Origin of the sequence: Stappia taiwanensis, from assembly GCF_014635285.1 — a bacterium.
In the GTDB taxonomy this organism is placed as follows: domain Bacteria; phylum Pseudomonadota; class Alphaproteobacteria; order Rhizobiales; family Stappiaceae; genus Stappia; species Stappia taiwanensis.
Window position 1 is genome coordinate 294,449 of record NZ_BMCR01000004.1, and the last position, 26,695, is coordinate 321,143.

The 26,695-nt window shown below is 63.9% G+C and carries 23 protein-coding genes and 1 riboswitch; of the genes, 8 read left to right on the forward strand and 15 right to left on the reverse strand.

The window, feature by feature from the left end; all coding sequences use genetic code 11:
• Positions 1-240: 240 nt before the first annotated feature.
• Positions 241-813 carry an Lrp/AsnC family transcriptional regulator gene (locus IEV83_RS12040; protein WP_181759009.1) on the reverse strand — a complete coding sequence of 191 codons (573 nt, stop codon included), beginning with the start codon at positions 811-813 and terminating at the stop codon, positions 241-243.
• Between the two features lie 135 nt (positions 814-948).
• Between IEV83_RS12040 and IEV83_RS12045 the strand changes: the two genes are divergently transcribed.
• Complete coding sequence (locus IEV83_RS12045) at positions 949-1,143, forward strand: hypothetical protein (protein ID WP_181759008.1); 195 nt, start codon at positions 949-951, stop codon at positions 1,141-1,143.
• Positions 1,144-1,545: 402 nt separating this feature from the next.
• Here IEV83_RS12045 and IEV83_RS12050 read toward each other — a convergent pair whose 3' ends face one another.
• From IEV83_RS12050 to IEV83_RS12080, 7 genes are all read right to left on the reverse strand, one after another.
• Positions 1,546-2,988: an aldehyde dehydrogenase family protein gene (locus tag IEV83_RS12050; protein ID WP_181759007.1), complete on the reverse strand. Its 1,443-nt coding sequence runs from the start codon at positions 2,986-2,988 to the stop codon at positions 1,546-1,548.
• Positions 2,988-4,916 (reverse strand): beta-galactosidase, encoded by a 1,929-nt coding sequence (locus IEV83_RS12055; RefSeq protein WP_181759006.1) that lies wholly within the window; start codon positions 4,914-4,916, stop codon positions 2,988-2,990. The genes IEV83_RS12050 and IEV83_RS12055 overlap by 1 nt, the downstream gene beginning before the upstream one ends.
• Before the next feature lie 61 nt (positions 4,917-4,977).
• On the reverse strand, positions 4,978-5,826 hold the full coding sequence (locus IEV83_RS12060) for a carbohydrate ABC transporter permease (RefSeq protein WP_181759005.1): 849 nt from the start codon (positions 5,824-5,826) through the stop codon (positions 4,978-4,980).
• Between the two features lies 1 nt (position 5,827).
• Complete coding sequence (locus IEV83_RS12065) at positions 5,828-6,724, reverse strand: carbohydrate ABC transporter permease (protein WP_181759004.1); 897 nt, start codon at positions 6,722-6,724, stop codon at positions 5,828-5,830.
• A gap of 56 nt (positions 6,725-6,780) precedes the next feature.
• Positions 6,781-8,049, reverse strand: coding sequence for an ABC transporter substrate-binding protein (locus tag IEV83_RS12070; RefSeq protein ID WP_244628154.1), 1,269 nt, complete (start codon positions 8,047-8,049; stop codon positions 6,781-6,783).
• 223 nt (positions 8,050-8,272) lie between these two features.
• Positions 8,273-9,334: an ABC transporter ATP-binding protein gene (locus IEV83_RS12075; protein WP_181759003.1), complete on the reverse strand. Its 1,062-nt coding sequence runs from the start codon at positions 9,332-9,334 to the stop codon at positions 8,273-8,275.
• A 64-nt stretch (positions 9,335-9,398) separates the two neighbouring features.
• A complete protein-coding gene (locus tag IEV83_RS12080; protein ID WP_181759002.1) occupies positions 9,399-10,187 on the reverse strand; it encodes an IclR family transcriptional regulator in 789 nt (262 codons plus the stop codon).
• Between the two features lie 251 nt (positions 10,188-10,438).
• On the opposite strand from IEV83_RS12080, the gene IEV83_RS12085 reads away from it, so the two are divergent.
• The 5 genes from IEV83_RS12085 to IEV83_RS12105 all read left to right on the forward strand — a co-directional run bounded on the left by IEV83_RS12085 (position 10,439) and on the right by IEV83_RS12105 (position 14,623).
• Positions 10,439-11,212: an SDR family NAD(P)-dependent oxidoreductase gene (locus IEV83_RS12085; RefSeq protein WP_181759001.1), complete on the forward strand. Its 774-nt coding sequence runs from the start codon at positions 10,439-10,441 to the stop codon at positions 11,210-11,212.
• The gene (locus IEV83_RS12090; RefSeq protein ID WP_181759000.1) at positions 11,209-12,126 is read left to right on the forward strand and encodes a 2-dehydro-3-deoxygalactonokinase; all 918 of its coding nucleotides are present in this window, start codon (positions 11,209-11,211) and stop codon (positions 12,124-12,126) included. The genes IEV83_RS12085 and IEV83_RS12090 overlap by 4 nt, the downstream gene beginning before the upstream one ends.
• On the forward strand, positions 12,123-12,728 hold the full coding sequence (locus tag IEV83_RS12095; protein WP_181758999.1) for a 2-dehydro-3-deoxy-6-phosphogalactonate aldolase: 606 nt from the start codon (positions 12,123-12,125) through the stop codon (positions 12,726-12,728). Before IEV83_RS12090 ends, IEV83_RS12095 begins: the two co-directional genes overlap by 4 nt.
• Positions 12,725-13,582 (forward strand): SMP-30/gluconolactonase/LRE family protein, encoded by an 858-nt coding sequence (locus tag IEV83_RS12100; RefSeq protein ID WP_181758998.1) that lies wholly within the window; start codon positions 12,725-12,727, stop codon positions 13,580-13,582. The genes IEV83_RS12095 and IEV83_RS12100 overlap by 4 nt, the downstream gene beginning before the upstream one ends.
• Before the next feature lie 97 nt (positions 13,583-13,679).
• A riboswitch (cobalamin riboswitch) is annotated at positions 13,680-13,888 on the forward strand.
• A gap of 51 nt (positions 13,889-13,939) precedes the next feature.
• Positions 13,940-14,623 carry an energy-coupling factor ABC transporter permease gene (locus IEV83_RS12105; protein WP_181758997.1) on the forward strand — a complete coding sequence of 228 codons (684 nt, stop codon included), beginning with the start codon at positions 13,940-13,942 and terminating at the stop codon, positions 14,621-14,623.
• 824 nt (positions 14,624-15,447) lie between these two features.
• On the opposite strand, the gene IEV83_RS12110 is transcribed toward IEV83_RS12105, so the two are convergent.
• Positions 15,448-16,938 carry a helicase HerA domain-containing protein gene (locus tag IEV83_RS12110; RefSeq protein WP_181758996.1) on the reverse strand — a complete coding sequence of 497 codons (1,491 nt, stop codon included), beginning with the start codon at positions 16,936-16,938 and terminating at the stop codon, positions 15,448-15,450.
• A gap of 360 nt (positions 16,939-17,298) precedes the next feature.
• On the opposite strand from IEV83_RS12110, the gene IEV83_RS12115 reads away from it, so the two are divergent.
• Entirely contained in the window at positions 17,299-19,068 is a 1,770-nt protein-coding gene (locus tag IEV83_RS12115; protein WP_181758995.1) for a methyl-accepting chemotaxis protein, read from the forward strand.
• 159 nt (positions 19,069-19,227) lie between these two features.
• The gene (locus IEV83_RS12120; protein WP_181758994.1) at positions 19,228-19,794 is read left to right on the forward strand and encodes a rhodanese-like domain-containing protein; all 567 of its coding nucleotides are present in this window, start codon (positions 19,228-19,230) and stop codon (positions 19,792-19,794) included.
• Between the two features lie 97 nt (positions 19,795-19,891).
• Here IEV83_RS12120 and IEV83_RS12125 read toward each other — a convergent pair whose 3' ends face one another.
• The 6 genes from IEV83_RS12125 to IEV83_RS12150 all read right to left on the reverse strand — a co-directional run bounded on the left by IEV83_RS12125 (position 19,892) and on the right by IEV83_RS12150 (position 26,626).
• The gene (locus IEV83_RS12125) at positions 19,892-20,608 is read right to left on the reverse strand and encodes a DUF4198 domain-containing protein (RefSeq protein WP_244628155.1); all 717 of its coding nucleotides are present in this window, start codon (positions 20,606-20,608) and stop codon (positions 19,892-19,894) included.
• Between the two features lie 182 nt (positions 20,609-20,790).
• Positions 20,791-22,314, reverse strand: coding sequence for a malonate--CoA ligase (locus IEV83_RS12130; RefSeq protein ID WP_181758992.1), 1,524 nt, complete (start codon positions 22,312-22,314; stop codon positions 20,791-20,793).
• Complete coding sequence (locus IEV83_RS12135; protein ID WP_181758991.1) at positions 22,311-23,672, reverse strand: malonyl-CoA decarboxylase; 1,362 nt, start codon at positions 23,670-23,672, stop codon at positions 22,311-22,313. The genes IEV83_RS12130 and IEV83_RS12135 overlap by 4 nt, the downstream gene beginning before the upstream one ends.
• Positions 23,669-24,985 carry a TRAP transporter large permease gene (locus tag IEV83_RS12140; RefSeq protein WP_181758990.1) on the reverse strand — a complete coding sequence of 439 codons (1,317 nt, stop codon included), beginning with the start codon at positions 24,983-24,985 and terminating at the stop codon, positions 23,669-23,671. The genes IEV83_RS12135 and IEV83_RS12140 overlap by 4 nt, the downstream gene beginning before the upstream one ends.
• Positions 24,982-25,467 carry a TRAP transporter small permease subunit gene (locus tag IEV83_RS12145; protein ID WP_181758989.1) on the reverse strand — a complete coding sequence of 162 codons (486 nt, stop codon included), beginning with the start codon at positions 25,465-25,467 and terminating at the stop codon, positions 24,982-24,984. Before IEV83_RS12145 ends, IEV83_RS12140 begins: the two co-directional genes overlap by 4 nt.
• Positions 25,468-25,621: 154 nt before the next feature.
• On the reverse strand, positions 25,622-26,626 hold the full coding sequence (locus IEV83_RS12150) for a TRAP transporter substrate-binding protein (RefSeq protein ID WP_181758988.1): 1,005 nt from the start codon (positions 26,624-26,626) through the stop codon (positions 25,622-25,624).
• Positions 26,627-26,695: the final 69 nt, after the last annotated feature.

Genomic DNA, 26,695 nt, shown 5'->3' on the forward strand with positions numbered 1-26,695 from the left:
TCGTTAAACATCGATCATGTCTCGATTCAATTGTCGGCCTGGCACCCTACCGCCTGCGCCCCTCCCCTTCATACCGCAAATGTCTTCCTCGCCGCGCCGGCTTGCCGTCCGCGTTCAAGGCGATCACTCCTATAACCTGTCCCGAGAGCCCGTCGCCTCACCTCCCGCCGTTGTTCTTGACAACCGCCGGATGGTCGACGGCATCAACGTCTCTGCATCCGGCCGTATCGGTCAGCGCGCTCAGGGGCGTGTGCGGCTCGAGAAGGCGTCACCACCGGCAGCGCCGAGTTCCTGCATATGCAGATCGAGACGATCCAGGCCGTTCCGGGGGTCGTAGTCCGGTGCGCACGAGGCCTTGTGCGCCCATTGACGGAGCACCATTGCGGTCCAGACCTGTTCGACTTCCGGGAACCTCGCCAACCGCTCACGCAAAGCTTCCGGGCGGTCATATCCAAGGCACTGGACGAGCGCGATCATGTCCGTTTCCCCGGCGATAGACCAGGCTCCGACCAGCTCGGGCCAGCCCTTGACCCGTTCATAGACACGTTTGCAAAAAGACCCCTTCAACTTCATGTGGAAGAAGGCCACTTCGCCATCGCGGCGCTCATGGTTCTTGGCTGTGACCTTGATCGTGAACTGTTCGATGATCCCGCGATCCACCAGTCTGTCGATACGGTTTTTGACGGTCATCCGCGAGACCTTCAGCAGCGCCGCCAATTCGGTATTGGAGCGCCGCGCGTTCTCCGTGAGAAGCTGAAGCAATCTGCGGTCGATCTCGCTGAGAGAGGTGCCCGCCCCCGTCTCGTGGATCATGGATATACCCTCACACAAAACACAACCACAAGAGGATGAGGCTTGCACTTCGCCAGGTGGCTGTCAATTTGCGATGTTGGGTTTGGCGTATCGGGCGGCTATCAAAGTCCAGGTTCAGGATCGAGGAGGCCAGACATGGAACACCCCACACGCCAATTCATCCTGTTCTCGACCAGGATCAATCGCGCCCTGTTCGAAGGCGAGATCGACAAGGCACTGCTGCTGATCGGCGACTACATGCAAAAGAACGGTTTCACTGCATCCATCGACGCGCTTGCCTCCATCCCGATCGAGCATGATCGCGCAACCCCAAACCCACTTGCACCGTAGCTGCCGCCCATAGCCGCCTGCCCTTGGGTTTTCCTTCAACCCGAGCGAGGCCGTGTATTCCAGACGACCGCCGTGGGCACACCATGAACCCCTAAGAGCAGCCAGCTAGGGTGCAGCCCGTGTAATGAGGCTGACATGGAATGAGAGCCAGAAAAAGGCTTCGAAGAAGATCGTTTGAAATAAGCTTGGCGTACCGGTCAAGCGCGCTGACGACGCAACTTGGATGCCCTCCGGATCTGACCGGGTTGCTCCTGCTCTCACGTCACGCAAGACCCAAAAATGAAACACATTTCTTCCGTTTCTTAATAAGGAGCAATCCGCCTCAAGCCATTTCGACGTCATCTATGCCCCCCCCCGAAGGGCAGGTCGATAAACGCCCTTTCTGCAGTGCCAGCCCTTCGGTCAGCCGGCGCCGTCCCAGCCGCTGACGGCCTTGACCTCCAAAAACTCCTCGATGCCCCAGAGCCCGCCTTCGCGGCCGCTGCCCGATTGCTTGTAGCCGCCAAACGGCGTGCGCCAGCTGCGCCCCACACCGTTGATCTCGACCATGCCGGAGCGCAGCGCCCGCGCCACCCGCCTTGCCCGGTGAAGATCGGCGGTCTGCACATAGTTGGTCAGGCCAAACACCGTGTCATTGGCAATGGCGATGGCCTCCTCCTCGCTGTCGAAGGGAATGATCACCTGCACGGGACCGAAGATCTCCTCCCGCGCCACCGTCATCTCATTGGTGCAATCGGCAAGGACGGTGGGCCGGACGAAATACCCTGTCTCCAGCCCCTCGGGACGGCCGAGGCCGCCGGCCACCAGCCGCGCGCCCTGTTCCAGCCCCGAAGCGATCAGGCCCTGGATGCGCTCATACTGCGCCTCGGAGACCACCGGGCCGATGTGGTTGCCGGGAAGGCTGGCCGGCGCCACCTGAACCGCCCGCGCGATCTCTGCGGCTTTTGCAACGGTTTCCTCGTAGATCCCGCGCTGCACCAGCATGCGCGAGGGCGCATTGCAGCCCTGCCCGCTGTTCAGGAAGCAACTGGCGAGCCCGCGCGCCACCGCCTTTTCATCCGCATCGTCGAACAGGATATTGGCGCCCTTACCGCCGAGCTCCAGGCTGACCCGCTTGATCGTGTCGGCCGCAGTCTTCGAAATGGCAACGCCCGCGCGGTTGGAGCCGGTGAACGACACCATGTCGACGCGGGGATGGGCGGTCAGCGCCGAACCAACGCCAGCACCATCGCCATGCACCAGGTTGAACACACCGGCGGGGATCCCCGCCTCGGCAACCATCTCGGCGAAAAGATGCCCGGACAGGGGCGCGATTTCCGAGGGTTTCAGCACCACCGTGCAGCCGGTGAGCAGCGCCGGCACCACCTTCAGCGCGATCTGGTTCATCGGCCAGTTCCACGGGGTGATCAGCGCCACCACGCCAATCGGCTCCTTGAGGATCCGATGGCAGTGGCTGTCCGCCTCCAGCCACTCTTCAAATTCGAAACCGTCGATCAGATCGAGGAAAGTCTGGAAATGGCCGCTGCCGGACCCGACCTGAGCGGTTGTCGCCAGATCGATGGGCGCCCCCATCTCCCGGCTGATTGCCGCGCCCATCTCCTCCCCGCGCCGCTGATAGACCTCGGCCAGACGGGCCACCGCCGCCTTGCGTTCCATGAGCGGGGTACCGCTCCAGCGCGGAAAGGCGCTTGCTGCCGCCGTCACGGCCCGCTCCACATCCTCTTCAGCGCCAAGCGCCAGCGAGGCGATGGGCTGTTCGGTCGAGGGATCGACAACCTCGATGGCGTTCAGCCGATGCGGCGGCGTCCAGGCCCCATCGATGTAAAAGTGATGGAGGTGCTGCATCAGTTTGCCTCTTTCGTTGGTGTATCGGGCAGGTCCTGCCAGATCACATCGGCGACCGCGATGGTCTGGCCTTCGAACAGCGCCGGGTCCGGTCCGTAGTTGAAAACAAAGCGATGGGTCTGGCTGTCGCGCACACGCAAGCCCCCCGAGAGCCGCAGCGTGGGGATGCCCTCCCCGGCACAGGCGGTTTCCAGCACCCGCTGCAGCGCCTCGTCATCCGGCCAGCCGGCGAGATAGATCACCTTGTCCTCGGCAACGATGGCCGGCTCGCCGCTGGCAAGGCGGTCGATCACCGCCGCCTGCGTCTCCAGCGCTTCGAACCAATGGCGCATGGCACCGCCGCCGCTAAGCGGCCGGCTGACACCCGGGCGCAGGCTTTCCACATGGGCGACGGTGCAGATGCGGCCCGGCATTTCCGGCGGCAAGCCGGCGGGGATCTGGAAGTCCTCGGTCTTGGAGCCGGTGCGCGGCCCGGCGATCACCGTTCCGCCGAAGGCCCGCAACGCCTGTTGCAGGGCATCGGAGACATGCATCAGCCCCGGCATGGCCACCAGATCATATTGGCTGAGGTCCGGACAATCGGGCGCGATGATATCGATCGACAGGCCAAGGCGGCGCATGGCGCGGTAGAAGTCGAACACCAGGTTGAAGTATTCGAACCCCTTGCCCTGGGGCTGGATCTGCCATGCCCAGACAGACTGGTAATCGAACACCAGCGCAACGCGGGCACGGGCGGTCCCGGCCTCTGGCAACGCGGCCATTTCGGCTGCAACCTTTTGGACCTCGGCCATGGCCGGCGCGTCGGCGCTGTCCGGGCGCAACAGACCCGCGTGCATCTGCTCCTGGGCGAAAGGCGCCTGGCGCCAGCGGAAGAAGCACACCGCCTCCGCCCCATGGGCAAAGGCCTCCCAGGCCCACAGGCGCGGCATTCCGGGCAAGGGCGCAGGGTTGTAGACCGCCCAGTTCACCGGCCCCGGCTGCTGCTCCATGATCCACCAGCGCCCGCGCCCGACGGCGCGATAAAGGTCATGGTGAAAGGCCTGGAAGTCCGGATCGCCCTGCTGTGCATAGCGTTCGATCCACGCCTCGCCGAGCGCCGAATGCTTTTCCAGATAGCCGAGCGGATAGCTGTCCCAACTGGCGATATCGAGATCGGCCGCGACCTTGTAGTGATCGAAATCGGTCGATTTGCTCATGAAGTTATGGATCAGGGGCGCGTCGCTGTGGGCGCGCAGGACCGCGCTCTGCACGCGGTTGAACTCCGCCACCTGATCGGAGCTGTAGCGCAGGAAGTCCAGCCAATGGCTGGGGTTGGCTTCGGCGACCGTCCGGTTGGGCAGGTCGACCTGCTCGAAGCCGTCATACTCCATCGACCAGAACACATTGCCCCAGGCCTCGTTGAGCGCATCGATGGTCCGATACTTGTCCGCAAGCCACTGGCAAAAGCCCTCGCGCGCCGCTGCACTGTAGGACACGGTGGTGGTGTGATTGCCATATTCATTGTCGAGCTGCCAGCCATGCACCCGCCCATCGCGGCCATAGCGTTCGGCCATCTTCAGGGTGATGGTGGCGCACTCATCCCGATAGCCGCGATGCGAATAGCAGTAGTGGCGCCGGGACCCGAACTTGCGCACATGGCCATCGCGGCCGACCGGCAACATGTCCGGCCACTTGTCCAGCATCCAGCGTGGCGGCGTGGTGGTCGGCGTGCCGAGAATGACCTTCAGCCCGGCCCCGGCCAGCGTCTCGATGGCACGGTCCAGCCAGTCCCATTGATAGACGCCGGGCTTCGGCTCCATCCGCGCCCAGGCGAATTCGGCAATGCGGACATAGGTCAGCCCGGCCTCGACCATCCGCCGGGCGTCGTCGGCCCACTGCTGCTCCGGCCAGTGTTCAGGGTAGTAGCAAACTCCAAGCGCGCGCTGCATGTCAGGCTTTCCCAGGTTTGGATAGGAGAGAGGTGTTTTGGGGGCGGCGGCAAACCTGCCGCTACTTGACCGCGCCGAGCGTCAGGCCAGCGATGAAATGTTTCTGCATCAGAAAGAACATCAGCACCGGCGGCAGGGCGGCGACCACGGAACCGGCCGAGACCAGATGCCAGGCGGCGATCCATTCACCGTTCAGCGATTTGATCCCGGCGGTGATCGGTTGCGCATGCGCGCCTTGCGTCAGCACCGTGGCCCAGAAGTAATCGTTCCAGACGAAGGTGAAGACCAGAACGGACAGCGCCGCCAGCGCCGGCCGCATCAGCGGCAGCACCACGTACCAGAAGATGCGCAGGTCCGAGACCCCTTCGATCCGCGCCGCCTCGATCAGATCGAACGGCAGGGTGCGGATGAAATTGCGCATGAACAGGGTGCAGAACCCGGTCTGGAAGGCGATATGAAACAGGATCAGCGCATAGATGGAATTGTAGACGCCAAGCTGGATCGACAGATCGCGCACCGGCACCATCAGGATCTGGAACGGAATGAAGTTGCCGGCAACGAAAAGGAAGAACACGAACAGGTTCGACCGGAACTTGTAGATCCCGAGTGCAAATCCGGTCAGCGAGGACAGGGCAATCGCGCCGAGAACGGCCGGGATCGTCACCTTGAAGCTGTTGAGCAGATAGGCGGCGAGCGGCGAATTGGTGAAGATGGCCGTGTAGTTCTCGATGAGATTGAACGAAGTCGGCCAGCCCCAGTAGTTGCCGGAGGTGATGTCGGCGGCGGAGCGCACCGAGGTCAGCGCCACCGCCAGAAGCGGCAAGAGCCACAGCAAGAGCGCAACAGGCAGCGCAACCTTGTAGGCGCCCCGGATAACGGGCGAGGTCTTTTCGATCGGCGTTGGGAACATCTTACCGGCCCTTCTCGTCGCGATACATCTTGGCCAGGAAGAAGCCGATGTAGATCAACATGATGGCGAACAGCACCACGGCGATGGCGGCGCCATAGCCCATGCGGAAGCCGTATTCGGAGAAGGCCTGCTCATACATGTAATAGGCCAGCACCTGGCTGGAGCCCCAGGGCCCGCCGCCGGTCATGATCGAGATCAGATCGAAGGACCGCAGCGCACCGATCACCGTCACCACCAGGGCAATGAAGGTGGCCGGTCGCAGTTGCGGCAGGATCACGTACCAGAGCATCCGCCAGCCGCGCACATTGTCGAGCCGCGCGGCCTCGATCTGCTCGCCGTCAACGGCGTTCAGCCCGGTCAGGTAGAGGATCATGCAATAGGCGATCTGCGGCCAGAGACCGGCGATGATCACCCCATAGGTGACATAGCGCTCGTCAGCCAGAACCGCGATCGGCGACAGACCGATCTTCATCAGGGCTGTGTTGAACAAGCCGAAGCTGGGATCGTAGAACCAGGAGAAAACCAGCCCGACCACCACCTGACTGATGACGAACGGAAAGAAGAACAGGGACTTGTAGATGCGGATGCCACGGGTCGTCTGATTGAGAAACAACGCCAGCAGCAGCCCGGCAGGCAAGGCAAGAAGATACAGCACGAGCCAGATGACATTGTTCTGCAACGCGGTGAAGAAAATATCGTCCCGCATCAGCTCCCGGTAATTCTCCCAGCCGATGAAGGTCTTTTCCCCCAATCCGTCCCAACGATAGAAGGAAATCGCAATCGACTGAAAGATCGGGATCACGATGTAGATCGCGAACATGAGGATGCCTGGAAGCAGGAACAACCAGGGCGTGATCGCGGCTTTATGGTCTTGCCAGACACGGGTCACATAAGACATTGCAGAATTCCGTCTTGAGCCAGATGCGGGGCTGCGCGCACGCAGCCCCCTGAGTGCTACTGGGTCTGGCGCTTGCGCACCATTTCAAGACGCGCCAGGATCTTGTCGAGCCGCTCCGGCTTGACCATGAACTCCTGGAACCCTTCCATGCCGGCCTTGGCCATCTCCGCAGGGGCATCCCGGTCAAAGAACTGCGCCAGGCCGCCGTCGACATTCGACAGCATCTTGAAACCGGCCTGCAGATAGGGATCGTCGGCAACGCTCGACTGGGCGTTGACCGGCAACTGCCCCATGATTTCATTCATCATGGTCTGCACATCGGCGCGAGCGATATAGGCGAGGAACTTCTTGGCCTCGGCGACGTTGCGGGCGCCCGCCGCCAGATGCAGCGTGTTGGCCGGCGCGTCCTCAGCCATGGCAATCGTCGGATCGATGACCGGGAACTGGAAGAAACCCAGTTGATCGTCGGTCAGCCCCGCTTCCTGCAAGGGGGCGACGATGAAGTTGCCCATCAGGTACATGCCGGCATCGCCATTGACGAGGGCCGGCAAGGCCTCCTGCCAGCTGTAGGCGGCGTGGTTCTCCAGGAAGAACCCGGCTTTCAGCAGCTCTGCCCAATGCCCCATGGTCTTGCGGATGCGGTCATCGGTCCACGGAATCTCGCCGCGCGTCACCGCCATGTGGAAGTCGTACCCGTTGGTGCGCAGGTTGAGATAGTCGAACCAGCCCGCGGCCGTCCAGGGGAACCTGGTGCCGATCGCAACCGGCGTGATGCCGTTTTCCTGCAGCTTGGCGCCAGCGGCCTTGAACTCCTCCCAGGTGGTCGGCACCTCGATGCCGAATTTCGCGAAGAGGTCTTTGCGGTAATAGACACCCCACTGATAGTAAGTGTAGGGCACCGCCCACTTGGTCCCGTTGAAGGTGACCGCGCTTTCCGCCGCCTTCAACGTCTTGTCGAGGCCGTTTTCGGCCCAGACATCGTCAATCGGCGCGAACAGCCCGGCGTTGACGTAAGGCAGCATGCGGTTTCCCGCGAACCATGTGGCCAGATCCGGCGATTCCGCCGACAGGAAATTTCGGATCGCGGATTTGTAGGCCTCATTGTCAAAGACGTTCCAGGTCACCTCGATGTCGGGATTCTCCTGCTCGAACCCGGTGACGGCTGCCTGGAACGCCTTCTTCACCGCGGGAAATGACGAATCCGTGTTGATCACCAACTCGCCAGCCATTGCCGTCCCGGCCAGCGCGGGCAAGGCAATCAGCGCCGACGTGGTCAAGGCCACCATGGACGATCTGATCTTGCGAATTCCGGATTTGATCGACATTTCGTTCCCTCCTTCCAGTTGTCTCAAATAATGAAACTTAGTTTTATTATAAGAAATCTTCTCCAGAGACCTCTAAGTTGTCAAGAGACGATTCCTGTGTTTTTTCAATGAGTTCAGATGGGGCCATACGAGTCAGACCGCTCACTCCGACCCGTGATCGGGAGCGTTGCCTCACACCTTCGCTCGCCATCGCAGCTTGGTAGCTACGGGCGGGATTTCGGTCTCAGCGCAGGCGCAGCTCGGTCCGCGCGTCAAACAGGAGCAGGCGATCCGGCACCATGCGCAGCCCGACGTCCCCTTGCAGCCCGACCGCCTCGGCTTCCGGAACCTCGACCACGATCCGCTCGCCGGTCGGCGCTTCCAGATAGGCGTGGAACATTGCCCCCAAGGCCTCCTTGACGATCAGCGTGTGGCTCGCCCCTTGCGGGTCGATGGCGATGTGATGTGGGCGGACACCGACCAAAAGATCCGTGCCATTCGGCGGCAAGGCGATATCGACGGCGAAGGCCTCGTCCGACAGGCCGGGGGCATGGACCCGGCCATCGCGAACACGCGCCTTGACGAAATTCATCGCCGGGCTGCCGATGAAGCCGGCCACGAACCGGTTGTCGGGATCATGGTAGAGATCGAGCGGGGTTCCGACCTGCTCAATGCGCCCCGACCGCAGCACCACGATCTTGTCGGCCAGCGTCATCGCCTCGACCTGATCATGGGTCACATAGACCATGGTGGCGCCGATCTCCTTGTGCAGGCGGGCGATCTCCACCCGCATCTCGACGCGCAATTCGGCATCGAGATTGGACAGGGGCTCGTCGAACAGGAACACCTCGGGCCCCCGCACGATGGCGCGGCCGATGGCGACCCGCTGGCGCTGGCCGCCGGACAGAGCCTTGGGCTTGCGCTCCAGATAGTCGTTGAGCTTGAGAATATCGGCCGCCGCCTTGACCTTGGCGGCGATCTCCGCCTTCGGGTGGCCGTTCATGCGCAGGCCGAAGCTCATGTTTTCCGCAACCGTCATGTGCGGGTAAAGCGCATAGGTCTGGAACACCATCGATACGCCGCGGGCCGCCGGATCGAGCCGTGTCACATTGCGCTCGCCGATATGGATCTCGCCCCCGGAGGTCTCCTCCAGGCCGGCCACCATGCGCAGCAAGGTGGACTTGCCGCAGCCGGACGGCCCGACCAGCACGCAGAACTCCCCGTCCTCGATCTCCAGATCGATGCCATGGATGACGTCCACGGCCCCGTATCGCTTGATGGCCTTGTTGAGCGTTATGCCTGCCATTACCTGAGTGATCCCCCCGTTTCCCGGCACCCTTTCCGGGCCTTCCGTGCTTGAACCTCCGGCGTCAGATGCCGGGATAATGCCAATCCTGCGCGTCGTGACCGATCCGCTCGACCGTCTCACGCAACAACGGCAGTTTTTCCTTCAATGCGGCCCAGGTGGTGCGCAGCACCGTGTCGGTGATCGACACGCTGCCCAGCACCCGCCCCGAGCCGTTAAGCACCGGCATGGCGATGCAGATGATGCCCGTCTCATGCTCCTCCTCATCCAGCGCATAGCCTTGCGCCCGAATGGTTTCGAGACGGGCGCGCAAGGCCTCCGGCGTCACCAGCGTATGCGGTGTGAAGCGGTGAAAGCTTTGCAGTGCGATCACCCGCTCCTGCTCCTCCGGTGTCAGGAAGGCAAGCATCGCCTTGCCGACACCGGTGCAGTAGGTCGGCCCCACCTTGCCGGCCTGCGAGTACATCTCCACCGGATCGCGGCCATTGCGCTTGTCGACGTACAGCACCTGCCCCTGGTCAAGCTGCGCCAGATGAATGGTCTCGGACACCTGTTGCCCAAGCCGGTCGATATGCGGCCGGGCGATGGAGGCGAGCGAGAACTGCGCCCAGGCGACATGCGCCAGCTTCAGGAGCCGCCGGCCGGGCATGTAAGTGTCCTTGTCCGCGTCATGATCCAGCATGCCGAGGTCTGCAAGCGTCCTCACCAGCCGATAGAGAGTCGGCTTGGGAAAGTGTGAAACTTCCAGGATCTGCGAAAAGCGCACCGGCTGTCCGAACCGGGCGACGCAATCCAGCACCTCCATGGCCTTGCCAACGGTGCCACCTTTCTGCGACGGGCTTTCAGCGGTCATTCGGGCAAGGCTCCTGTCATTGGCGGCATGATCGACGCACTGTTCATGTTGACTTCTTTAACGCCATTCCTCACTAATATCAATATATGGATTTTAGTTTCATTATTTGAGACTAAATGATTTCGGGGGAGAGAGCGCCGCATGAGCAAGCATCGCCACACGAGCACCGGGCAGGACAAACTGGACGCTAAGGCGGATCCCGGCGGTTCCACCGGCATGAAGACCCGCCCCACGATCTGGGAGGGCCGTTGATGTCGGGCACAAGTCTGTTTCGCGATCTGGAGGGCCAGTCGGTGTTCATCACCGGCGGTGGCTCGGGCATCGGCGCCGCGCTGACCGATGGTTTCCTGCAGCAGGGCGCGCGCGTCACCTTCGTTGGACGCTCCGACGCCTCGGCGTTCTGTGCCGAGATGGCCGACAAGCATCCCGGCAACCGCCCGCAGTTCATCCGCTGCGACATCACCGACACGCCAGCCTTCAAGGCCAGCATCGCGGAGGCGGAAGCACGCCATGGCCCGGTGACGGTGCTGGTCAACAACGCTGCCAATGACACGCGCCACACCAGCGAGGAGGTGACGCCCGAGTTCTGGGACTGGATGCAGGCGATCAATCTGAAAGCCTATTTCTTTGCCTGTCAGGCGGTCATCGCCGGCATGCGCGCCAGCGGCGGCGGGGCAATCGTCAACTTCTCCTCCATCAGCTACATGATGGGCAACACCGGCTATCCCGCCTACACGACGGCTAATGCGGGCATCACCGGCCTCACCCGCTCGCTGGCACGGGAATTCGGCCCCGACCGGATCCGGATCAACGCGCTTGCCCCGGGCTGGGTCCTGACCGAGCGCCAGAAGGACCTCTGGGTGACGCCGGAGGGGCTCGCCGCGCATCTTGAGCGGCAATGTCTCAAGGAGCCGCTGGAGCCGCAGGATATCGTCGATGCGACGTTGTTCCTGTCATCGCGGGCGAGCCGCATGATCACCGGCCAGACCCTGGCGGTGGATGGCGGCGTCGTGGTGTCAGGATGAGCGCGGCCAGCTTGTCCGACATCGCCTGGGTTGCGGTCGACTGGGGCACCACGCATCTGCGCGCCCTCGCCATGGACGCTCAGGGGCGCGACCTTGCCGCGCTGGCGTCGCGCCAGGGCATGGGCGCGCTTGGCCGCGACGAGTATGAACCGGTGCTGCGTGCCTTGCTGGCGCCATGGCTGGGTGAGCGGGTGTTGCACGTCATCGCCTGCGGCATGGTCGGCTCGCGCCAGGGCTGGATCGAAGCCCCCTACCAGCCCGTCCCCTGCCCGGCTCGCCCGGTCCGACTGGTGCGAGCGCCCGTCAAACACCCCGGGCTGCGGGTCGATATCGTTCCCGGCCTGCGGCAAGACGAGCCGGCCGATGTGATGCGCGGCGAGGAAACCCAGATCGCCGGCTTTCTGGCAGGCAATCCGGATTTCGACGGCCTGATCTGCCTGCCGGGCAGTCACAGCAAATGGGCCCGGGTGCGCGACAATCAGGTCCTTTCCTTCCAAACCTCCATGACCGGCGAGTTGTTCGCTGCCCTGTCACGACACACGGTGCTGCGCCACTCGATCGCCGAGACGGGCTTTGCGCTTGCTGCCTTCCGGCCGGGTCTGAGAGCCATGCTCCGCCAACCGGAAACCCTCTCCCTCAACCTGTTTTCCCTGCGCGCACAGCATCTGCTTGGGCAGACCGACCCGGCAGCCGCACGCGCGCGCCTGTCCGGCCTGTTGATCGGCGGGGAGCTGGCGGCGATGCGCAGCCTGTTGCAGGCCCATCCGGTGGCGATCATCGGCGCGGCGCATCTGAGCGAGCTCTATCGCATCGGCCTTGCGGAACTTGCCGTCGCCGCCAGCTGCCATGATGCGGCGGAGATGACCAGGGCCGGTCTTCACGCCATCCACCAGACATTGGAGACAAATGGATGACCCGTCCGCTTATCGCCATCTTGCGCGGCATCACCCCGCAGGAGGCCGCCGACGCCGCCAGCGTTCTGATCGAGGCCGGCATCGACCAAATCGAAGTGCCGCTGAACTCCCCCGAGCCCTTGACCAGCATCGACACCATGGCGCGCCGTCATGGCGAACGGGCACTGATCGGCGCCGGCACGGTGCTGGCGCCGCAGGAGGTCCGGCAGGTGCATCAGGCTGGAGGCCGGCTGGTGGTCTCACCCAATTGCAATCCCGACGTTATTGCCGCCACCAAGGCGCACGGGATGCAGAGCTTCCCTGGGGTCCTGACCCCGAGCGAGTGTTTTACCGCCCTTGAGGCCGGCGCCGACGGCGTGAAGATCTTCCCCGCGTCCCTGCTCGGCCTCGCTGGCCTGAAGGCAATCCGTGCGGTCCTGCCCGCGTCGACCAAGGTCTTCATGGTCGGCGGCGCGGGGCCGGACAACTTTGCCGAATGGATCGCCGCCGGCGCCGATGGCTTTGGTATCGGCACCGCGCTCTATAAGCCCGGCATGACCACTGCCGACATCGCCGCGCGGGCGAAGCGCCTGGTTGAAGCCTATGACGAGGCTGTAAAGTGATTTACGACGACCGCATTTGCGAGCTTGGCGAAGGGCCGTTGTGGCATCCGGGCCGCCAGCAATTGTTCTGGTTCGACATCTTGGGCAAGCGATTGCTCGCCCGCAGCGGGGACGGCCTGCAAACGCACCACGAATTTGGCGAATATGCGTCCTCGGCCGGCTGGATCGATGACGTGACCCTGTTGATCGCCACGGAAAGCGGGCTTTATCGTCTCGATGTCGAGAGCGGTGCAAGGGCCCTGATCGTGCCGCTCGAACCGGACAATCCGCTCACCCGCTCCAATGACGGTCAGGCCGATCCCTGGGGCGGGTTCTGGGTCGGCACGATGGGCAAGAACGCGGAACCGGGTGCCGGTGCGCTCTACCGCCTCTACCGCGGCGAGGTCCGCCGGCTGTTCGCCGAGCTGACCATTCCCAACGCGATTTGCTTTTCTCCCGATCGGCGCTTTGCCTATTTCACCGACACGGCCAAAGCAGAGATCATGCGGGTTCCTCTTGCACCCGACACCGGATTTCCCGCAGGCGACGCGGAGATCCTGATCGGCAGGTCACAGATGCCGGGTGCCCCCGATGGCGCTGCGGTCGACAGGGCCGGCAATCTGTTCGTGGCACAATGGGGCGCGGCGAAGATTGCGGTTTTTTCGCCGGATGGCCAGTTGCTGCGAAGCCTTGACGTGCCCGCACAGCATGTCAGTTGCCCCGCCTTCGGCGGGCCGGATTACACCACACTCTATGTCACCTCGGCTCGTGCAGAGCTGAGCGCACAGCAAATTGCAGCGACCCCACAAAACGGCATGACGTTCCAAATCGCCGCCGCCGGTCAGGGGCGCCCAGCCCCCCGCGTCCTGCTCTGAAACGTTCGTCCAGCGGCCCGACACTCAAGGGCCGCCACAACCTGCTGATGCAGCCTACAACGCATGGCCACCGTACTTGCGTTCGCGGTCGAAATTCTGCATCGTCGCCAGCGATGGTTCCGCCAAGCGACGTGCGGCGGATTAAAAGGGAACACGGTGAGAGCTACCCATCAGGGGCCAAGACCGTGGCTGCCCCCGCAACTGTGAGCGGCAAGCGACACCCATTTGCCACTGGCCCAAGGGCTGGGAAGGCGGGTGACGGCGCGATCCGCAAGCCAGGAGACCTGCCATCGACTGCGTGCGGTCTCGCACGGTTTTTCAACCCTCTCGCACGGTGGGTGCGCACAGGAGAGTTTCATGCATATCGAACCCGGCGTCGTCGACGGCGCCAAGATCGTCCTCAGCTACGCAACGGCTGTCACATCGCTTGGGCTGATGGCCAAGATGGCCGCCGACACCATCCGCCACGACGGCGGCTTGTCCGCACTGGCGCTGCGCAGTCTGGCGACAACCGCCTTGGTCTTCTGCTTCTTCGAGTTGATGCCGCATTATCCGGTGGGCGTGTCCGAAGTACACTTCATCCTCGGCTCAACGCTCTATCTCGTCTTCGGCGCGGGACCGGCGGCGATCGGCCTGGCAGCGGGCCTCCTCCTTCAGGGCGTATTCTTCGCCCCCTTCGACCTGCCGCAATACGGCATGAACATCACCACGCTGGTGGTGCCGCTTTGGGCGGTCAGCCTGCTTGCCCGGAAGATCATTCCGGCCCGCACCCCGTACGTCGATGTCACCTATTGGCAGGCTCTGGCGCTCTCCACCGCCTATCAGGGCGGCATCGTCGCCTGGGTGGCCTTCTGGGCGTTCTATGGCAGCGGCTTCGGCGCGGAGAACCTCGGTGCGGTCGGCTCGTTCGGCGCCGCCTACATGACGGTGATCATTCTGGAGCCGCTGGCGGATCTTGCCGTTCTGGCCATCGCCAAGACGCTGGCTCCCTACGCCAGGAGCCCGATGCTGTACCACCGGCTGCACCACGCGGCCAGCTAGGGTCCAGACTCATAAATGAGCTCGAAATGGTTCGAGGCGGATTGCTCCTGGTCAAGGAGCGGAAGCGCAGGAAATGTGGTTCATTTTCAAGCCTTTCGCGACGTGAGAGCAGGAGCAATCCGGTCAAATCCTTCAGGACATGGAATTGGCTTCACCCTGCGTCGTCAGCGCGTTTGACCGGGCAACAAGCCCGCTCCGCACGCCCTTTCTTGCAAGGCTTTGCCGTTCCCATGCCATGTCAGCCTCATTTATGGGGCTGGACCCTAGGCTCCAAGCACCCCGGGGGGCATGTCCATCGGGGTGCTTGCCCTGTCCATCAGGAGGCCTTCCTCCCCCTTTTGGAGATCTTGATCGCAACCGAAACAGTAGGCACGATTCTCCCTTGAACAAGGGAGATGCCAATGACCTCGTTCACCTTCACCCCCCACTCACAAACTCTGGTCCCCGCACTCGCGGCAGGCGCGGCTCTGACGGCTCTCGCGCTCGCCTGCCCAACGGCCCAGGCACGTCCCGATACGCGATCGATGAGCTGCGCCCAGGCGCAAGCCTTCATCCAGCAATACGGCGCCGTCGTCATGTCAACGGGCCCCTACACCTATTCCCGTTTTGTTGCCGACCGGCGCTACTGCCCGCACTACGAGATTCTGAAGCCGAACTATGGGCCGACAAGCGACAATCCGAAATGCGCTGTCGGGTATCGCTGCGAACGCGTCGTTCACCCCGATTCTGGAGCACGTCCCAATTCTGGACCACCTCCCGATTCTGGACCACCTCCCGATTCTGGACCACCGCAAGATCAGACCGCGCCTCAATGACCAGCGCTCTCAAACCACCGCGCGTGCGGGCGGCGGGCTCGTCTGGCAATCCAGGTCGGTCAGCGTGACAATGCGGTTGCCGCGCAGATCGTTGACGCAGACGATATAACCCTGCTCTTCCATATGGGTCAGCAGCCAGCGCGCCCGTCCGGGAGAGCGTGTGCCATAGGCCCGGGCGATCTCCGCATCCGGCGGGCACGGTCCCCCTTCCAGCGCGGCCTTGGCCAAGAGCAGGTAGACCCCGCGCATTTCCTCCGGCAGATTCTGGGCCACCGTCTCCGCCGTCGCCCAGGTCTGCGGGTCGATCTGATGCTGCTCGACACCGGCGCGCACCATCGCCACCCGCTGGCGGAAATCGGCGAGTTCGGGCGGCTTTCCGGCAAGCCGGGCAATCCGGCAGCGCACGAGGAAATCCTGATAAAGCGCCGCGACCGGCTGGAACGCCGCCTCACCGTCGGACAGAAGCTCGGCGATCACCGCATCGATGGCCTTTTCCCGCGCTTCCAGATCGAGCGGTTCGGCTTCCACCACCTCGCGCGCTGCTGCCTGCCGCGTCAACCGGTCGAGCACCTCCGAGGCCGGCATCACCGGCTGCGGCTTGGGCTCTTCCACCGCCGTGCGCTCTTCCCGACTGGCCGGTTGGAACAGAAGGTCGCGCACCTCCTCAGGCCGCGCCTGCGGCAAGGGCGTCAGCTTCGGCCCCCCGCCGCGTCCCGCCGTTTCCACCTGGCCGATACGGATCGTCAGCGGCCGACGCGAAATCGCCGGACCGAGCGCGACAAAGTGGCCGCGATCGAGATTGCGGAAGGCTTCCGCCTGACGCTTTTCCATGCCAAGCAGATCGGCCGCTCGCGCCATGTCGATATCGAGAAAGGTGCGCCCCATCAGGAAATTCGAGGCTTCCGCCGCCACGTTCTTGGCCAGCTTCGCCAGACGCTGGGTGGCGATCACCCCGGCAAGGCCGCGCTTGCGGCCACGACACATCAGATTGGTCATGGCGCCCAGCGACACCCGGCGTGCATCCTCGCCGGTATCGCCGGATGCTGCCGGCGCGAACAGCTGCGCCTCATCCACCACCACCAGCATCGGATACCAGTGGTCACGTTCGGCCTCGAACATGGCATTGAGGAAAGTGGCCGCCGCCTTCATCTGCCGGTCCGGCTCCAACCCTTCCAAATTGAGCACCACCGACACCCGGTGTGCCCGCACCCGCGCGGCGATCACCGCCAGATCGCGCTCGCTCGCCGCCGCGTCGATCACCACATGGCCGAACCTGTCGGCAAGCGTGACGAAGTCGCCCTCCGGATCGATGACGGCCTGCTGAACCCAGGCAGCACTCTGCTCCAGCAGCCGGCGCAGGAGATGGGACTTGCCGGAGCCAGAATTGCCCTGCACCAGAAGCCGGGTCGCCAGCAGTTCCTCAAGATCGAGGCAGGCACCGTCCGCACCTGCCAGACCGCCGCCGGTGGTTACCTCTCCCATATCAATGCTAACGGTCATGCTTGCCGCGTGTCCTGCTGGATCGTCATGTCGATATCGATGTGGGGCCGCGCGCCATCTCCGCCGAGTGCGTCTGGCAGGCTGCGGCCGAGTTGATCCGGCTGCCGATCCGCGCCATCCGTGCGGCAGACCCGGCCCCGTTCGCGGCAGTATCGGCGATTCGCGCCGCCACGACAAAAGCTGCTCGGCCTTCCCAGCGTTTCCGCGCCGTTTCGCCAGTTTCAGCCCCTGCCCCACGCGCTTGATCAGTAGAAGCCCGTAGAGGGAAGCCGGTACCTGGTTAGGGGATTTTTCATGGATATCGCCAAATGTGGCCGTAACACACCGATAAGCCGGTTACAGACCCTGGGGACTCCTTGCATGAGCGATCACACGACCTACGCCGCGCGTGACACGGCGGCACGTTCTCTCACCGAGGCAATCACCGGCTTCATGGCACCCGATAAATTCGACGAAGCCCTGGCCAGAAGCGTCTGGAAGGAACTGATGCCGGTCATGCCGGACATTCTCGACAGCTTCTACCAGGCGATCGACCGGACCCCGGAGCTGACCGACAAGCTGGGCGGATCGCAGGAAAAGGTTACGCGCCTCAAATCCGCGCAGATGGCGCATTGGGAGCATATCTTCAATCACGCACCGGATGCCGAGTTCGAGGCCCGGGCCAAGCGCATCGGCGAGGCGCATGTGCGCATTGGCCTCGACGTGCAATGGTATCTGGCCTCCTATGGCCGTCTTCTGGTGGATGCGATCCCCGCCCTGGCACGACGTCACCGGCTGTCGCCGGGAAAGCTCGCCGCGACCCTTCAGGTGATGATCAGCCGGGCCTTTCTCGACATGATCATGTCCTATGACGCCTACGAAACCGGCGTGCTACGGCTCAGGGCGGAGGAAAACCGGCGCGAGAACGACCTGACCAGCCTGCGCACCCTTGCCGGCACGGCCGCCGACATCAACCGGATGACCGTGGCCATGGCGACCCTGTCGCAGAATACCCAGCGGGCCACCGAAAGCGGCCAGGCGATCTCCGCCGCCGCGTCACAGCTTGTCGCCTCGGTGGAGCAGATCGCCGAAAACAGCGACGGCGCGGCACAGGAAGCCAATGCCACCAACGCCACGGTGAACGCGGGCCTCGGCGCCATGGAGGATGTCTCCGCCCGCATCGGCGACATTGCCGCCGCCTCCGATGAGAGCGCGGCCAACCTGAGCGAATTGCACAAGGCATCGGAGCAAATCGGCGAGTTCCTCGGGGTGATCGAGAACATCGCCAACCAGACCAACCTTCTTGCCCTCAATGCCACGATCGAGGCCGCGCGGGCGGGCGAAGCCGGGCGCGGCTTCGCCGTTGTCGCCAGTGAGGTCAAGAACCTGGCCACCCAGGCGGCGCAGGCCACCGAGGACATTGCCCGGCGGATCGAGGCGCTGCAGGCGGGCATGGTCACCACCCAACAATCGATCGCCGCCTCGCGCGAAGCGGTCGACCGGGGGCAAGCGACCATTGCCGGTGCCAATGAGCGGATGCAGACCGTCGGCGATCAGATCGGCGCCGTTTCGGCACGCATGCAGGACATCTCCTCAATCCTTCAGCAGCAGAAGGAAGCAAGCCATGAGATCGCCGCCGGCATCACCGGCGTTGCCGACCTTGCCGAAGAAAATGAAAACCGTCTGCGGGACATGAGCCTCACCCTGGAAAGCAGCAACGAGCGCTTCTCAAGCCATGCCGCGGCATGGGGCGACGCCTCCTCCCATCGCTCCATGTGCGAGATGGTGAAGATCGACCATATCCTGTTCAAGCAGCAGGTTGTCGATACGGTCCTGGGGAGGCCCTCGACCACTCCTGTCACCATTAGCGACCATCATGGTTGCCGGCTTGGGCATTGGCTCGATGGCATCACCGAACCGGCCATTCGCCGGCATGCGGCCTATCAGGCCGTCGCGGCGCCGCACCAGCGCTGCCACGAGGCGGCGCGGGCTGCCCTCGACACCCATGCGGCGGGAAACGCGGCCCAGGCCGCACAGCAACTGAGCACCCTGGAGGAAGCGAGCGAGGAGCTCATGCACGCGCTCGATGCCTTCGCCGAGGCTTTCGACACGGAGCTACGCACTCTCGACCGGCGCACGGAAGCGGCCTGACATCTGCCTCCCCGTCACACCCCTGAGACGAAACGGATCGGCGCTGCGCAACCCGCGCGGCGTTTTTTCTTGCCTTATGCGTTCACATTCGAAATCATCTATGTGACTTTCGAGCCGACACGCAAAAGCTGCAAGGCTCGCTCAAGGGGAGGAAGAAACATGAAACGATCCGTAATCCTGGCCGGCGCCGCAGTGCTGGCGCTGCTGGCGACCCCCGGCTATGCCACCGACGGTCTTCAGATCAGCCCGAAGGTCACCTCCGTCACCATCGAGACCGACGACGGACCGGTGGAGATCACCCGCCACAAGAACGACATGCAGTTGATCGGCGGCGTCTTGCAGCCGATGGTTCCGGTCGCTGGGGTCCATCCGGTCGGCGAACTAGAGGTCCTGGAAGCGCTTCAGGATGACAGCGCCGCGGTGGTCGACATGCGGACCATGGAATGGCGGGTGAAATCGACCATTCCCGGCTCCATTCACATTCCCTATACCGAGGTCGCCATGCGTCTCGACGAACTGGGATGCAGCGGGGCACAAGGGTCGTGGGATTGCGCCAAGGCGACCAAGGTGTTCGCCTTCTGCAATGGTCCGGCCTGCGCCCAGAGCCCGATGGCGATCGCCGCCATGGTCCGCGAAGGCTTCCCGGCCGACAAGATCTACTACTATCGCGGCGGGATGCAGGACTGGCAGGTGCTCGGCCTGACCACCGCCGAGGACATGTTCTAGAAGCGGTATCTCTGGCCAACTCCGGCAAGATCACCCCCAGCAAGAGTGGGCCGCGGACAAACCGCCGCGACCCGCCGACTTTTCAGGCGTGTGACAGTCAATGCGCGTGTCCGTGTCCGGCCTCAAAGGACAGCGTGGCGAAATGCTGGGTGCGGTCGGCATCCGGATCGTTTTCCAGCGGCACCGCATGCGCCACGGCGATCACATTCAGCCCATTGTTGCGAACCGTCATCTCGACCTCACCTGAAGGGTCGGTCGCTTCCAGTTTCGTCTCCGACATGTTGACGTAGTCGGGGATGAGCTTCGCCCCTGCAAGCGGCTCTCCCTTGTAGAGCACGCGCAACCGCAACGGCTGGCCAGCGCTGAGTTCTGTCGGATTGCCGAGCGGCACGATCTGTAGATCCTGTGCGGGCAAGTCCGGCACGTCACCGTGCAGATGCCGGAACGCCAGGGTGTGCTTGAGATAGCGCCCCGCCTGGCGCGCGCCCTTCACCTCACTCTTCGGTCGGTTCACCCATTTGCCATCGCTGCCCTCGGTGTAAAAGCCGTTGTCGAAGTCGACCAGAACCACCGCCGGCTCGCTTTCCGGGGCGAGCAGAACGTGGGTTTTCTGCCTCGCAACCTGCACCGCCACCGGTTTTCCGGCCTCATCCAAAGCCTTCACCGCCGCGACCTTGGCGGGATCGTAGGAGTCGTCGGATGCGCCATGGCCATAAACGAGGCCAAGCTCGCCCCACCGCTCGGCCAACCAGATTCCGTGGGCACTTGCCGTCTGAACCGCCCCGAAAATCATCAGCGCGGCAACCGCCGCCATCGAAACTCTCATCTCAACCTCACGAATCGTTATGTTATTACATTTCAACTCCTATGATCTGAACCCCACCGTGTCAACGCGGCCGGAGCGCCAGCCCCACGGGTGCGGCGCGCAAACAAAAACGCCCGCCGAAACCGACGGGCGTTCTTCTTTCAGGCAGGGACCGGTCGCGAAGACGCCGGTCAGCCGGCGCCGAACGTGTCCTTGTATTGATCGCGCAGCACGTTCTTCTGAATCTTGCCCATGGTGTTGCGCGGCAGCTCGGGCAGCAGATAGACCTGCTTCGGCTGCTTGAATTTCGCCAGCTTGTCGGCCAGCGGGGCGATGACCTGTTCCGGGGTCAGAGCCGCCCCCTTGTGCGCGGCGACCACGGCAACGACACCTTCGCCGAAATCCGCATGAGGCACGCCGATCACCGCGCTTTCGGCGACGCCGTCGATCTCGTCGATCACCGCCTCGACCTCAGCCGGGTAGACATTGAAGCCACCGCTGATGATCAGATCCTTGGCCCTGCCGACGATCGACACATAGCCGCGCTCGTCGTTCCGCCCCATGTCGCCGGTGATGAAGAACCCGTCGGCGCGGAATTCCGACGCGGTCTTTTCCGGCATGCGCCAGTAGCCCTTGAAGACATTCGGGCCGCGCACCTCGATACCACCGACCTCGCCATCGGCCAGCACCTTGCCGGTCTCCGGATCGGCAATGCGCAGCTCCACGCCCGGCAATGGCAGCCCGACGGTGCCCGGACGCCGGTCGCCGTCATAGGGGTTGGAGGTGTTCATGTTGGTTTCCGTCATGCCGTAGCGTTCCAGGATCGCATGGCCGGTGCGGGCGCTGAACGCCTTGTGCACTTCCGCCGACAGGGGCGCGGAACCGGAGACGAACAGGCGCATGTGCTCGGCCAGCTCGCGAGTGAAGGCGTCCGACCCCAGAAGCCGGGCATAGAAGGTCGGGACGCCCATCATGGTGGTCGCCCGAGGCATCAGCCGCAGGACTTCCGCCAGATCGAACTTCGGCAGGAACAGCATCGACCCGCCGGCCAGAAGGGTCACATTGCTGGCCACGAACAGCCCATGGGTGTGGAAGATCGGCAGGGCATGCAGCAGCACGTCCTTGTCGGTGAAGCGCCAGTACTCGACCAGCATCCGCGCGTTGGAGGCAAGGTTCTCATGGCTGAGCATGGCCCCCTTGGAGCGGCCGGTGGTGCCGGAGGTGTAGAGGATCGCCGCCAGATCATCCGGCCCACGCGGCACATCGGCGAAATCGCCGGAAGCCTCACCGGCCAGGGTCGCCAGCGAGCCCTTGCCATTTCCATCAAGGGTTTCCAGCCGGCAACCGACCTTGCCGGCGATGGGGGTGAGCGCCTCGGTCCGTGCCGGGTCGCAGACCAGCAGTGCCGGCTCGGCATCGCCAACGAAATAGGCGACCTCCGCCGGGGTATAGGCGGTGTTGAGCGGCAGGAACACCGCGCCGGCCCGCACGGTGCCGAGATAGAGCATCAGGGCCTCGGCGGATTTGTCGACCTGCACGGCGACCCGGTCGCCGGGGACGACGCCAAGGGCCGTCAGCGCATTGGCATAGGCGCCAGACCGCGCCAGCATGTCCGCATAGCTGGTGATTTCGCCGGACGGGGCCTGCAGGAACGGCGCAGCAGGATCGCGCACCGCCTCACGGATTTCGGAAAAGAGATGATTTTTCTGCGTCATGCGACCGGATCCGAAGCCTTCTTCTTTTCAGGGACAGCCTTGAGCAAACGGGAGACCGCGCTGGCCGCCGCCACCGATCCGGTCGCGGCAAAGGCTTCGTGGTTCTTCTCGATATGCCCAAGGTCATAGAGATAATTGACCATCATCCCGCAGGACTGGCGCTGGCCATTGCGGGAGGGATCGGCGTTCCAGTTGATCCGCTCCAGCCGGGCGCCATTGCCCAGATGGAAGCGGGCGACCGGGTCGAGCGGACGAATGCCGCTTTTCTTCTCGCGCACCAGGTAATGCGCGCAAAGGGCGCGCAGGGGCTCGCGCAACTCCTCGTCCGGCCCCGCCTTGGCCCCGCCCTCCTTGAGCGCCTCGACCTGCGCCGGGCGCAAGGTTGCACAGGCGGCGCTGTCCGGATCGGCAAGCGCGCCGGTGAGCCAGGCGCGGAAGCCAGGCACCGGCGACAGGGTGACGAAGGTCTTCAGGTTCGGCAGGTCGCGGCGCAACTCCTCCACCACCTGCTTGATCAGGAAGTTGCCGAAGGAAATGCCGCGCAAGCCCTCCTGGCAGTTGGAAATCGAGTAGAACACAGCGGTGGTCGCCTCGCCGGCGGGCACCTCGGCCCGCTCCTCGGCCAGGATTGGCGGGATCGCCTCGGGGATCGCCCGGGTCAGCGCCACTTCCACGAAGATCAGAGGATCATCGACCAGCGCGGGATGGAAGAAGGCATAGATCCGCCGGTCGGGCAGATCGATCCGCCGGCGCAGGTCCTCCCAACCATTGATCTCATGCACCGCCTCATAGCGAATGATCCGCTCCAGGATCGCCGCCGGGGTCGACCAGTCCATGCGCTGCATGACAAGGAAGCCCCGGTTGAACCAGGAGGAGAACAGGTGCTCGAAATCCCGGTCGACCTCCTTCAGGGATGGATCGGTCCGCATGGCCGCAAGCAGATCGGTGCGCATGCGCACCAGCGCCGAGGTGCCGCCGGGGGCAAGGTTCAGCCGGCGGATCAACTCCTGCCGGCGCGGTTCGGACAGGGCATGCAGGCGGCGCAGCAGCGCCTCCTCGCCCGGCGTCTTCAGCACCGCCGCCGCCACATCGGCGACCCCATCGAGGTCCGGCCCGAACCGGGTTTTCAGGTCCTGGAAGAAGGACTGGCGCTCGGCGTCGGGCAGCCCCGCGTAGCTGGTCAGCACATCGCGGGCCAGCGCCACTCCGGAGGCTTCGCCGCGCTGGGACAGCAGCGCTTCGCACAGATCGCCGAGCCCCTTGCCGCTGGGCACCCGTTCCCGGCGAAGATCCAGCAGGTTGCGGCCCTGCTCGGCGATGGAGGACAGGAGGTCGTTGAAGAAGCTGGTACTGCTCATAAGGCGGTTCCCATCACGAGGTTGGGCAGCCACAGGGCGATCCCCGGCATCAGGCACAAGAGCACGATTGCGGCGACCATGCAGCCGACATAGGGCAAGGAGCCCCGCAATATCTCCCCCAAAGTGATGTTCGGTGCAATGCCGTTGATCACGTAAAGGTTCAGCCCGACAGGCGGGGTGATCAGGCCGATTTCCATGTTGATGGTCAGCACCACCGCGAACCAGTAGGGATCGAATCCGGCCTGAATGATGATCGGCAGCAGGATCGGCGCGGTCATCAGGATCACCGCCACCGGCGGCAGGAAGAAGCCGGCAAACAGCAGGAACACGTTGATGATCGCCATCAGCACCCAGGCGTTGACGTCAAGGCCGGCGATCCATTCGGCGATGGTCTGGGTGATGAACAGGGACGACAGGGCGAAGGAGAACAGCTCCGACGCGCCGATGATCATCATGATCATCACGCTTTCCTTCAGCGTGTCGCGGAACAGCGAATTGTAGAGCGACAGGCGCCACAGGCGATAGATCACGGCGACGAAGATCAGGCAGAACAGCGCGCCGACACCGGCCGCCTCGGAGGGGGTGGCGATGCCGCCATAGAGCACGAACAGGATCGCGGCGATGATGCCAAGGAACGGCAACACCCGCGGCAGGGCGGCGAAGCGCTCGCGGAAGGAAAACCGCCGCCCCAGAGCGTTGAGGCCGATGCCGCGCCGGCGGCAATCGAAGATGGTCCAGGCCATGAACAGCGCGGTCAGCAGCGCACCCGGAAGCAGGCCGGCGAGAAACAGCCGTCCGATCGAGGTTTCCGTCGCAATGCCATAGACGATCATGGTGATCGACGGCGGAATCAGAATGCCGAGCGTCCCGCCGGCGGCGATCGAACCGGCGGCGGTCTCGTTGGGATAGCCGCGCTTGGTCATCTCCGGGATGCCCATCTTGCCGATGGCGGCACAGGTGGCCGGCGAGGATCCGGACAGGGCGGCGAAGATCGAGCAGGCGCCGAGATTGGACAGCACCAGCCCGCCGGGGACCCGGTTGAGCCAACGGTCCAGCGCCTCGTAAAGATCCTTGCCGGCCGGCGAGGAGGCCACCGCCGCGCCCATCAGGATGAACATCGGGATGGACACCAGGCCGAAGGAGGCCAGGCCGCCGAAGAAGGTCTCACCGAGGATCGACAGGCTGCCCCAGCCATCGGCCAGAATCAGCGCGGCGATGGAGACAAAGCCCAGCGCGAAGGCGATCGGGGTTCCGATCCCCAGAAGGAACAGGAGCGCGACGAGAACACCGGCACCCCACAGCATCGGCGTCATCGCGCGCCTCCATAAAGCTTCATGATTTCAGCCACATACTGAAGGACCAGCAGCCCGATCCCGAGGGGCAGCGGCAGCACCGGGATCCACAGCGGGATCGCCCAGACCGTGTCCGTCCGCCAGCCGCCGACCAGCGCCTCGTGAAAGAAGGTCCAGCCGGACCAGCCAAGCAGCGCGCAAAAGGCGATGCTGACGAGAGCCGACAACAGTTGCATCAGACGGCGCAGGGGCGGCTTTGCCTGCAGTTGCAACAGATCGACATTCACATGGCCCTTTTCCAGCAGCACATAGGGCGAGCCAAGGAAGGTGGCGGCGACCAGCGCATAGATCACGTATTCGGTCTGCCAGATGGTGGATTCATTCAGAAAGTAGCGCAGCACCACCATCTGCGTGACCACCAGCGCCGCCGAGGCGGTCAAGAGCATGGCCAGAACCCCGAACGCCCGCGACAGCGCCGAGATGGCGGAAATATAAAGTTGCATGACGGAAGTCTTCTGATGCGACCGGACGACGGATGCCGGTTCGGTGTCGATCCGCCGCGCGGGAACCGGTGGTTGTTCAGCCGGCCGACGCGGCGTTCGGACCCGCAAGGGTGGGCTGCCGGGTGCTCCGACGGCCCGCCCCGCTGGGCGCGGCTTATTCGACGGCGAGCGCCTTGGCGATCAGCTCATCGCCGCCCGGGACCTTCTCGGAAAACTCCTTGTAGGAGGTCTTCTTGGCGATCTCGAGCCAGGCGGCATAGTCGTCGGCGGACATTTCCACCACCTCGACACCCGCATCCTTGTAGGCCTTGATCAGCTTGCCATCGAGCCCCTTGGCCTCTTCCAGGAAGTAGGCTTCCGCCACCTTTCCGGCGGCCTTCAGCGCCTTCTGCTGGGCCTCGTCGAGCCGGTCCCAGCTGCGCTTGGACATGAGGATCGGCTCATACATGAACCACAGCGCATTGGCGCCGGGTGCCGTCAGGCACACCACCTGCTCGTAGAGGCGATAGGACACGAAGGAGCCAGAGGAGGTGTTGGCCGCATCGAGAACGCCGGTCTGAAGCCCGGTGTAGATCTCCGAAGACGGCATGGAGGCAATCGACGCCCCCGCCCCGACCAGCATCTGTTCAAAGGCCGGACCGGCGGCGCGGGTCACCTGCCCCTTCATCGTCTCCGGCGAAGTGATGCACTGTTTCTTGGAGGCAAAGCCGCCGGCAAGCCAGGCATCGGCCAGCACCACCACACCCGCATCGTTGACGATCTTCTTGATGTCATCCATGAACGGCGAGGCATTCAGGCGCGCGGCCCGGTCATGGTTGCGCACAAGCCCAGGCATCAGGGTCGCGGAGAACTGCGGGTGGCGGCCCGAGGCGTAGTCGAGCGGGAAGGCAGAGATGTCGAGCTGCCCCTTGGTCATCGCCCCCCACTGCTCGCGCGCCTTGAAGAGAGACTGGCCGGGATAGACCTTGATCTCAAGGCCGACATTCGCCTTGGCGACCTCACGGGCGAGGATCTGCACCATCTCGTCGCGCACATCGCCCTTGCCGCCCGGCCATTGGTGCGACGCCTTCAAAACCTTGTCCGCCGCCTGCGCCGCCGGAATGGCAAGCGCCAGCGCCGTGGTGAGCCCGAGGGCCGCCTTCGCCAATTTCTGCAACATGTTGTTCCTCCCATCACCGACGACGGCCTTGCCGACGCCCGGCGTTCTTTTTTGAAAATACATCTTGTG

Bases quoted from the DNA above. Each gene is read 5' to 3' on its own strand.
- IEV83_RS12075 (WP_181759003.1), bottom strand. From the start codon at position 9,334: ATGGCAGGCATAACGCTCAACAAGGCCATCAAGCGATACGGGGCCGTG.
- IEV83_RS12120 (WP_181758994.1), top strand. From the start codon at position 19,228: ATGAAACGATCCGTAATCCTGGCCGGCGCCGCAGTGCTGGCGCTGCTG.
- IEV83_RS12130 (WP_181758992.1), bottom strand. From the start codon at position 22,314: ATGACGCAGAAAAATCATCTCTTTTCCGAAATCCGTGAGGCGGTGCGC.
- IEV83_RS12045 (WP_181759008.1), top strand. From the start codon at position 949: ATGGAACACCCCACACGCCAATTCATCCTGTTCTCGACCAGGATCAAT.
- IEV83_RS12040 (WP_181759009.1), bottom strand. From the start codon at position 813: ATGATCCACGAGACGGGGGCGGGCACCTCTCTCAGCGAGATCGACCGC.
- IEV83_RS12090 (WP_181759000.1), top strand. From the start codon at position 11,209: ATGAGCGCGGCCAGCTTGTCCGACATCGCCTGGGTTGCGGTCGACTGG.
- IEV83_RS12050 (WP_181759007.1), bottom strand. From the start codon at position 2,988: ATGCAGCACCTCCATCACTTTTACATCGATGGGGCCTGGACGCCGCCG.
- IEV83_RS12140 (WP_181758990.1), bottom strand. From the start codon at position 24,985: ATGACGCCGATGCTGTGGGGTGCCGGTGTTCTCGTCGCGCTCCTGTTC.
- IEV83_RS12095 (WP_181758999.1), top strand. From the start codon at position 12,123: ATGACCCGTCCGCTTATCGCCATCTTGCGCGGCATCACCCCGCAGGAG.
- IEV83_RS12070 (WP_244628154.1), bottom strand. From the start codon at position 8,049: ATGTCGATCAAATCCGGAATTCGCAAGATCAGATCGTCCATGGTGGCC.
- IEV83_RS12125 (WP_244628155.1), bottom strand. From the start codon at position 20,608: ATGGCGGCGGTTGCCGCGCTGATGATTTTCGGGGCGGTTCAGACGGCA.
- IEV83_RS12115 (WP_181758995.1), top strand. From the start codon at position 17,299: ATGAGCGATCACACGACCTACGCCGCGCGTGACACGGCGGCACGTTCT.
- IEV83_RS12080 (WP_181759002.1), bottom strand. From the start codon at position 10,187: ATGACCGCTGAAAGCCCGTCGCAGAAAGGTGGCACCGTTGGCAAGGCC.
- IEV83_RS12110 (WP_181758996.1), bottom strand. From the start codon at position 16,938: ATGACCGTTAGCATTGATATGGGAGAGGTAACCACCGGCGGCGGTCTG.
- IEV83_RS12065 (WP_181759004.1), bottom strand. From the start codon at position 6,724: ATGTCTTATGTGACCCGTGTCTGGCAAGACCATAAAGCCGCGATCACG.
- IEV83_RS12105 (WP_181758997.1), top strand. From the start codon at position 13,940: ATGCATATCGAACCCGGCGTCGTCGACGGCGCCAAGATCGTCCTCAGC.
- IEV83_RS12055 (WP_181759006.1), bottom strand. From the start codon at position 4,916: ATGCAGCGCGCGCTTGGAGTTTGCTACTACCCTGAACACTGGCCGGAG.
- IEV83_RS12145 (WP_181758989.1), bottom strand. From the start codon at position 25,467: ATGCAACTTTATATTTCCGCCATCTCGGCGCTGTCGCGGGCGTTCGGG.
- IEV83_RS12060 (WP_181759005.1), bottom strand. From the start codon at position 5,826: ATGTTCCCAACGCCGATCGAAAAGACCTCGCCCGTTATCCGGGGCGCC.
- IEV83_RS12135 (WP_181758991.1), bottom strand. From the start codon at position 23,672: ATGAGCAGTACCAGCTTCTTCAACGACCTCCTGTCCTCCATCGCCGAG.
- IEV83_RS12085 (WP_181759001.1), top strand. From the start codon at position 10,439: ATGTCGGGCACAAGTCTGTTTCGCGATCTGGAGGGCCAGTCGGTGTTC.
- IEV83_RS12150 (WP_181758988.1), bottom strand. From the start codon at position 26,626: ATGTTGCAGAAATTGGCGAAGGCGGCCCTCGGGCTCACCACGGCGCTG.